Here is a 7,701-nt window from a genome sequence, read left to right on the forward strand (position 1 = left end):
GGACTCAGGTCAGGGGAGTCCGGAGCGCCTGCTCGACAGCGGCGACGGCGAGCAGCCGGACCAGGTCGACCGGAGCGTCCACCTGTCCGGTGGCCGCGGCGATGAACGCGTCCCCGTCGCCGGAGGTGTGCGGGGGAGCGACGGCCCGGGCCAGCCCGTCGTGGGCGCCCTGCGCCGCGGCCAGGCAGCCGAGCTTGTCCAGCCGGGCGTTGGTGATCACCACGCCGATCGCCGTGTTCTGGGCCTGGTCCAGGAAACTGGCGGCGACCCGGATCGCGGCGGCGCTCTGCTCCAGATCGGTCGCGAGGACCGAGCCGTCGTGGTCGATCGACCCGAACGCGTTCGCGGCACAGAGCGCGGCCACCACCAGGTCATCCGACCGAAGTATCGCCGAGCGCAGGCCGCCGGGCTGGGGTGTGCCGGTGATCTTGCCGACCGTGGCCCCGGTGCCGGCTCCGATCAGCCCGCGGACCTCGCCGTCCGGCGTGGCCGCGGCTGCCGCGGCATAGCCGGCCTCCGCCCCGGGACGTACGGACGCGTCGCCGACCATCAGGTCGAAGAGGCCGAGCGCCGGGACGATGGGTACCGGCCCGGCCGGGGTCGGGACCCCACGGCCCTGCTCGGCGCAGTACCGCATCACCCCGTCCGCGCTGGCCAGCCCGAAGGCCGAGCCGCCGGTCAGCACGGCGGCGTCGATCCGGGCCACGGTCCGCTCGGGGGCGAGCAGGTCGAGCTCGCGGGAGGCGGGTGCTCCGCCGCGGACCTCCGCCGAGGCGACGGTGCCCTCGGGGAAGATCAGCACGGTGCAGCCGGTCCGCGCGACCGGGTCGGTCCAGTGCCCGACCCGTACCTCGTCGAGGCCGAGCGCCATCAGCCGAACAGCTGGTTGCCGAAGATGATCACCACGATGCCGAACAGCGTAGCCAGGGCGACCACACCGAAGCAGGCGACCGCGGCCACGGTCGCGGCGGGCGCCCGGGTGATCACGCCGTCCGGCCCGGTGCTGTGGCTGCCGCCGTACCAGAACCGGAGACCGAGGGCGAACAGGGCCGGCAGCCCGGCGCCGAGCACCAGCCCGACGGCGACGACCTGCCAGAGGGACTGGGCGGAGGAGACGATGACATCCATCAGGCGGGCCAACTTCGAGGAGACGTCGTCGTGGTCCGCGGGCGGCACCCCGTCGACCCAGACGTCGTTGACGTTGTCGTGGTGGACCCGCTGCCGGCGGGACCGGAGGTACATCAGCAGCGACGCGACGACCAGGACCGCGAAGACCACCGAGACCCCCGCGACACCGCCGATCGCATGCGCCAGGAACCAGCACAGGGCGCCGATCACCGCGGCGGCCGGCAACGTGATCAACCAGGCGATCGCCATCCGGCCGGCCACCCGCCAACGGACCGTCGCGCCGCGCCGGCCGACCCCGCTGCCGAGGATCGACCCGGTCGCGACGTGGGTGGTGGACAGCGCCATGCCGAGGTGGCTGGAGGACAGGATGATCGCGGCGGCCGCGGACTGGGCGGCCATGCCCTGCGGCGGCACGATCTCGACCAGCCCCTTGCCGAGGGTACGGATCACCCGCCACCCGCCGACGTAGGTGCCGGCCGCGATCGCCAGCGCACAGGCGACCTTGACCCAGACCGGGATCGCATGCAGGTCGGTCCAGGTCCCCGCGGCGATCAGCGCCAGGGTGATCACGCCCATCGTCTTCTGCGCGTCGTTGGTGCCGTGCGCGAGCGACACCAGCCCGGCCGAGCCGACCTGGCCCCAGCGGAAGCCGGCGTCGCGTTGTCGCTCGGGCAGGCTGGCCACGATCCGGAAGATCACCCTGGTCCCGATCGCGGCGACCAACCCGGCCACCAGCGGAGCGGCGACGGCCGGAATGATCACCGAGACCAGGACGCCGTTCCACTTGACGCCAGCGGGGCCGAGGGCGGCGATCGCCGCGCCGATCAGGCCGCCGAAGAGCGCGTGCGAGGACGAGGACGGAAGGCCGAACAGCCAGGTTGCCAGGTTCCACAGAATGCCCCCGACCAGGCCGGCCAGCACCAGGGTGAGGATCGGTGTGCCCATCAAACCGGCCACCGGACTGCCGTCACTGCCCTGGATGTTGACCACCTTGTTGCTGACCGTCAGGGCGACCTCGATCGAGAGGAACGCGCCGACCAGGTTCAGCACTGCGGAGACGGCGACGGCCACCTTCGGCCGGAGCGCGCCGGTGGCGATCGTCGTCGCCATCGCATTGCCGGTGTCGTGGAACCCGTTGGTGAAGTCGAAAGCCAAGGCCGTAACGATGACGACCGCCAGGATGAACCAAACCTCAACGGGCACGAGATCATCGTGCTGGTTGTCACCTCAATTTGTCGAACCAGACTTGTGAAAGCGCCCAATCGTTCACCGATAGTTCACTTTGGCTACGGGCTCGGGAGCGCCGTTTCCGCGTCCAGCCAGGTGGCCGGATCAGCGGGGTCAGGCGCGAGCGTGACCTGGCGGGCAAGCCTGGCCAGCAGCTGTTGCGCTCGGTCCCGGTCGCCCCGATCAGGGTCCGCAAGGTGCCAGTGCAGGGTGGCACAGACGATGCCGTCCGGAGTGCGCAGGAACTGGGTCTCGGTACGGGTCACCCGCCGCTCCTCGGATTCGTTGGGGTCGAGCCGCGGGGGCGGGCTCAGCGACCCGCAGGTCCGCACGTTCCGGGAGTCCGGCGGCACGGACAGCCCGACCCGGAACTCGTATCGGTCAACGGTGAGCTGGTGGTGGGTCGACCCGTTCTCAGCCCGGTCCAGCGCGGCCGCGTTGAAACCCGCCGGCAGCCTCGACAAACCAATCGGGGTACGGAACTCGCCCACCTGGAACCGCACCGCGTTGGCGAGGCCGATCAACGTGTCCCGCGGTGTCGGGCGACCGCAGCGGACCACGACCGATCCGGCCTGGGAGAACCAGCCCAGGTCGGAGTCGGTCAGCATGCCTCGTTCGCCACGGACGGTGACCTCCCGCAGGTTCCGCCCGCGGACCGCGACCTCCCCGATCAGGACGTGGCACAGGTTCGCCTCGCCGAAGAGCGTCGTCGACTCCAAGGTCCGGGACAGGCCGACTGCGAGGATCCGCCAGCCGTCCGGCGGATCGACCCGATGCCGCAGCTGCACCCCGTCGACCACCGCGGCGGCCTCGAAGGTGTACCACCGCAGCAGCCCGGCACCGTTCGGGATCATGATCATCAGCAGGACCACGACGGCGATCAGTGCGGCCAACCGGCGATGACGCTGGGTCCGCGCCTGAAGTCGGGCTCGGACTGCTTGGCCGACCAGTCCCGGACCCGGAGCCTGCTCGGCGAGCCGGTCCAGCCCGTAGCTCAGGTACGCCTCGGCCGGCTGCGGCACCTCCGCCGCCAGGGCGGCCAACCGTCTCTCGATCCGGGTGACCGGCTGGCCGAGGCTCCGGGCCAGCTCGGCGGGCGCCAGCCGCTCGCCGTACCGAAGTGTGATCAGGGCCCGGTCGGCCACCGGGAGCCGGCGCAGCCACTCGGTGATCGACACCTGCTCGTGGTCGGCGGGCACGATCACCGGGGTGCGCGGCAGGTCGAGGGCGGCGCGGACCAGGCGATCCCGGGTCTCCGGCAGCTCCTCACCGGCCGGCCTCGGCAGCACCCGGGCCAGGACTTCGACCGCCGAGTCGCCGGCCAGGCAGGCGGAGAGCTCGGCGAGCCGGTCCAGGTCCGGGTCGCTCATGAACGCGACTTTGGCATAGGCGCACGGGATCCGCAGCCGATCGGAAAACCGGTGTCGCCCCGCGATCCGGCCGATTACGGTCCCGAGCATGCCGTCGCCGCTGACCGAGACCCGTACCCTGCCCGAACTCGTCGAGCTGGTCCTGGCCGAGGGGCGCGACGTGGACCTGACCGGCGCCGAGCTCTTGGTCGGCTGGGAGAACGCGGTGATCAGGACGGCCGACGGCTGGATCTACCGGTTCCCGCGGCTGGGTCCGGAGTCGTACCGGCGGGAGCTGGTGATCTTGGACCGGCTGGCCGGAACCTTGCCGGTCCGGACGCCGGAGATCGCGTGGACCGGGCGCAGGGCCGAGTTCGCGGCGTACCGGACGATCGTCGGCGCCACCGCCGATGCCGAGTCACTGCGGACGGCGCCGGAGGAGGTGCGGCTGCGGACGGCGCAGTCACTGGCGGCGTTCCTGGCCGCGATGCACTCTCGCTTCGAGCCTGCGGAACGGACCGAGCTCGGGATCGACCGGTTCGACCCGCGGGCCATGGCGGCGGAGCTCGAGGAGGCGCTGCCGTCCCTTCCGGCCGCGGCCCGGGCCGGCCTCCGGACCGTGCTGGACGCCTTCCGGGAGACCGGACTCGCGCGTCCCGAGCCGGATCCGGTCACCCTGCACGGCGACTTCCACTTCGGCAATCTGGTCCTTGATCAGCCGACCGGCGTCGTCACCGGCGTCTGGGACTTCTCCTGCGTCGCGGCCGGCAACCCGTCGCTCGATCTCCGGTACCTGCTCCGCGACCCCGCCGACCTCGGCGACCTGATCGCCCGGTGCTACGCCGAGGTGACCGGCCGGGAGCTGGACGTCCTCCGCGCCCGCCTGGCCGGCGACCTCGAGGAGCTGACCGACGCCCTCACCGAGCAGCGCCCGATCGGGCCAGTGCTCCGGTCGGCGCTGTCGCAGCTCTGACGACGACCTCGGTCAGCCGAGCGCGGCCGACACGACGTCCTTCGCGGCCTGCTGCACCTCGGCCAGATGATCTTGGCCGCGGAACGACTCCGCGTAGATCTTGTAGACGTCCTCGGTCCCGGACGGCCGGGCGGCGAACCAGGCCGACTCGGTGATCACCTTGAGGCCGCCGATCGGCTCGTCGTTGCCGGGCGCCGAGGTGAGGGTCGCGGTGATCTTCTCGCCGGCCAACTCGGTCGCCGAGACGGCCGACGCGTCCAGCTTGGCCAGCTTCGCCTTCTGCTCCCGGTCGGCCGGTGCGTCGATCCGGGCGTACGCCGGAGCTCCGTGTTCCGCCGTCAGCTCGCCGTACAGCTGACTGGGGGAGCGGCCGGTCACCGCGGTGATCTCGCCGGCCAGCAGAGCGAGCAGGATGCCGTCCTTGTCGGTGGTCCAGGTGCTGCCGTCCAGCGCCAGGAACGAGGCCCCGGCCGACTCCTCGCCGCCGAACCCGAGCCCGCCGGAGCGCAGGCCGTCGACGAACCACTTGAACCCGACCGGCACCTCGACCAACCGCCGGCCCAGCGACTCGGCCACCTTGTTGATCATGGACGACGACACCAGGGTCTTGCCGATCCCGGCGTCCGGGTTCCAGCCCGGCCGGTTCTGGTAGAGGTACGAGATCGCCACGGCCAGGTAGGCGTTCGGGTTCATCAGGCCGACGTCCGGGGTGACGATGCCGTGCCGGTCGGCGTCGGCGTCGTTGCCGGTCGAGATCGCGTACGCATCCCGGTTCTTGATCAAGGACGCCATCGCGTCCGGCGACGAGCAGTCCATCCTGATCTTGCCGTCGGTGTCCAGGGTCATGAAGGCCCAGCGCGGGTCGACCGCCGGATTGATCACCGTCAGGTCGAGGTCCAGCCGTTCCGCGATGTAGCCCCAGTAGCCGACGCTGGCGCCGCCCAGCGGGTCCGCGCCGAGCCGCAGCCCGGCCTCCCGGACCGCCGGCAGATTCAGCGCGTTGGCCAGGTCGTCGCAGTAGCGGCCGACGTAGTCGAACCGCTCCACCTGCGCGTACGCGCTCGCGAAGGGGATCCGGCGGATCGACCCGGGATCGCGGAGCAGCTCGTTGGCACGGGCCGCGATCGCCTTGGTCGCGTCGGTGTCGGCGGGACCTCCGTGCGGCGGGTTGTACTTGAAGCCGCCATCCCGGGGCGGGTTGTGCGACGGCGTCACGACGATGCCGTCCGCCTCGGCCCCGTCCGCCGTCCGGTTGTGGACGACGATCGCCCGGGACACGGCCGGGGTCGGCGTGTACTCGTCCGTACCCTCGCAGCGGACCGGAACGCCGGCCGCGACCAGCACCTCGATCGCGGTCTGCCAGGCCGGCAGCGACAACGCGTGGGTGTCCTTGCCCAGATAGAGCGGGCCGGTCACGCCCTGCGCCGCCCGGTACTCGACGATCGCCTGCGTCGTCGCCGCGATGTGCGCCTCGTTGAACGCCGTGTCGAGGCTGGCCCCGCGGTGACCCGAGGTGCCGAAGACGACCTGCTGGGCGGGATCGTCCGGGTCGGGCCGGCGGTCGTAATAGGCGGCGATCACGGCGTCGACGTCGATCAGGTCTTCGGGAAGTGCCGGCTGGCCGGCTCGTGGGTGCGCCATGGCGCCATTCTGGTCCAGATCCCGCTGATCGGCTGCCGGACCCGTTCCACTGTTCGGCGCCGACTTTGACAGGATGGGCCCATGAGTTCGTCGAGCTTCAACCCCAGGGGTGCGGTCGACCTGTCCCAGCTGGCCGAGCAGGCCAAGCAACGGGCCGCGAGCGGGCCGGGCGGATCCGGCGCGAAGGCGGGCGGCAGCTACGTCGTCGAAGTCTCCGAGCAGACCTTCGAGTCGGACGTGATCCGGCCCTCGCTGCAGCACCCGGTCGTCGTCGAGTTCTACTCGCCGCGGGTCTCCAGTGGCCAGCAGCTGTCCGACGCGCTCGCCGCCGCCGCCAGCGAGGCGGGCGGCAAGTACCTGATCGCCCGGCTCAACGTCGACGCCGCGCCGCAGCTCGCCGGTCAGCTCGGCCTGCAGGCCGTACCGACCGTCGTCGGCGTCGTCGGCGGTCAGCTGGTGCCGCTGTTCCAGGGCGTCATCCCGGCCGATCAGGTCCAGGCAGCACTGGACCAGCTGGTCAAGGCCGCCGTCGCGAACGGCATCGTCGGCCGGGCCGAGCCCGTCGGCGGACCGGTCGAGGAGGACGCCGAGGACGAGCCGGATCCCCGGTTCGCCGGCGCCGACGCGGCCCTGGAACGCGGCGACTTCGCGGCGGCCGTCGAGGAGTTCGACAAGCTGCTCGCCGCCAACCCGGCCGACGCCGAGGCCAAGGCCGGCAAGGCCCAGGCCGGTCTGCTGGCCCGGACCGCGAACACGTCGGCCGAGGTCGTCCTGGCCGCCGCCGCGTCCCCCGACGCCACCCTCCAGGTGCACCTGGACGCCGCCGACCTCGAGGTCGTCAGCGGCCAGGTCGACGAGGCCTTCGCCCGCCTGATCGACCAGGTCAAGCGCCGCGCCGGCGACGAACGCGACCAGGCCCGCCTCCGCCTCCTGGAACTCTTCGAGACCCTCGGCAACGCCGACCCGAGAGTCCAGAAGGCCCGCCGCAACCTCATGGCCGCCCTCTTCTAACCCGCCCCCCCAAAAGATCCGCCGACCCGGCACAAAAGCAGGCGTTTCTGCGGCGTGTCGCTGCGGAGGTGCCCGGTCGATTCGGTGGGCGGGTGGGGAGGCGCAGCACGCCTTCTGCCCGGGCATCTGCCCAGATCGGACGCAACCGGCTGCTCGGTGGGCCTTCCGGCCCAGGTCATCGGTTGCGTCCGATCTGTGACTGTCGCGAATGTCCCTCGCTCCGGGGTGGAAACGGCGGATTCGGGGGCGGTTTCAAGTGTTCGTCGCAACGGTGAGTAGTTGATCAAGCTTCTCAGCTGGGGTGGCGAAGTCCAAGATCTTGCGGGGTCGGGTGTTGAGGAGTCGTTCGGCTTCGAGGACTTGGTGGTCGGT

6 protein-coding genes are annotated in these 7,701 nt (G+C 71.6%); 2 read left to right on the top strand and 4 right to left on the bottom strand.

Annotation, left to right across the window (positions count from 1 at the left end):
• Window positions 1-4: 4 nt before the first annotated feature.
• The 3 genes from ACFQU4_RS36230 to ACFQU4_RS36240 all read right to left on the bottom strand — a co-directional run bounded on the left by ACFQU4_RS36230 (window position 5) and on the right by ACFQU4_RS36240 (window position 3,725).
• Window positions 5-871 carry a P1 family peptidase gene (locus ACFQU4_RS36230; protein ID WP_377501725.1) on the bottom strand — a complete coding sequence of 289 codons (867 nt, stop codon included), beginning with the start codon at window positions 869-871 and terminating at the stop codon, window positions 5-7.
• Window positions 871-2,331: an anion permease gene (locus tag ACFQU4_RS36235; protein WP_377501727.1), complete on the bottom strand. Its 1,461-nt coding sequence runs from the start codon at window positions 2,329-2,331 to the stop codon at window positions 871-873. Before ACFQU4_RS36235 ends, ACFQU4_RS36230 begins: the two co-directional genes overlap by 1 nt.
• An 83-nt stretch (window positions 2,332-2,414) precedes the next feature.
• Entirely contained in the window at window positions 2,415-3,725 is a 1,311-nt protein-coding gene (locus ACFQU4_RS36240) for a hypothetical protein (protein ID WP_377501729.1), read from the bottom strand.
• 88 nt (window positions 3,726-3,813) lie between these two features.
• On the opposite strand from ACFQU4_RS36240, the gene ACFQU4_RS36245 reads away from it, so the two are divergent.
• Complete coding sequence (locus ACFQU4_RS36245) at window positions 3,814-4,677, top strand: phosphotransferase (RefSeq protein ID WP_377501731.1); 864 nt, start codon at window positions 3,814-3,816, stop codon at window positions 4,675-4,677.
• A gap of 12 nt (window positions 4,678-4,689) precedes the next feature.
• Here the strand turns inward: ACFQU4_RS36245 and pgm are convergent, their stop codons facing one another.
• Entirely contained in the window at window positions 4,690-6,318 is a 1,629-nt protein-coding gene (gene pgm, locus ACFQU4_RS36250) for a phosphoglucomutase (alpha-D-glucose-1,6-bisphosphate-dependent) (RefSeq protein WP_377501733.1), read from the bottom strand.
• 81 nt (window positions 6,319-6,399) lie between these two features.
• Between pgm and ACFQU4_RS36255 the strand changes: the two genes are divergently transcribed.
• Window positions 6,400-7,329 carry a co-chaperone YbbN gene (locus ACFQU4_RS36255; protein WP_377501735.1) on the top strand — a complete coding sequence of 310 codons (930 nt, stop codon included), beginning with the start codon at window positions 6,400-6,402 and terminating at the stop codon, window positions 7,327-7,329.
• Window positions 7,330-7,701: the final 372 nt, after the last annotated feature.

It is taken from the genome of Microlunatus sp. GCM10028923 (genome assembly GCF_042666975.1).
GTDB lineage: Bacteria > Actinomycetota > Actinomycetes > Propionibacteriales > Propionibacteriaceae > Microlunatus.

What these genes read in the sequence shown, in the direction of transcription:
- ACFQU4_RS36240 (WP_377501729.1), bottom strand. Translation starts at nt 3,725, where the DNA reads ATGAGCGACCCGGACCTGGACCGGCTCGCCGAGCTCTCCGCCTGCCTG.
- ACFQU4_RS36230 (WP_377501725.1), bottom strand. Translation starts at nt 871, where the DNA reads ATGGCGCTCGGCCTCGACGAGGTACGGGTCGGGCACTGGACCGACCCG.
- ACFQU4_RS36255 (WP_377501735.1), top strand. Translation starts at nt 6,400, where the DNA reads ATGAGTTCGTCGAGCTTCAACCCCAGGGGTGCGGTCGACCTGTCCCAG.
- ACFQU4_RS36245 (WP_377501731.1), top strand. Translation starts at nt 3,814, where the DNA reads ATGCCGTCGCCGCTGACCGAGACCCGTACCCTGCCCGAACTCGTCGAG.
- pgm (WP_377501733.1), bottom strand. Translation starts at nt 6,318, where the DNA reads ATGGCGCACCCACGAGCCGGCCAGCCGGCACTTCCCGAAGACCTGATC.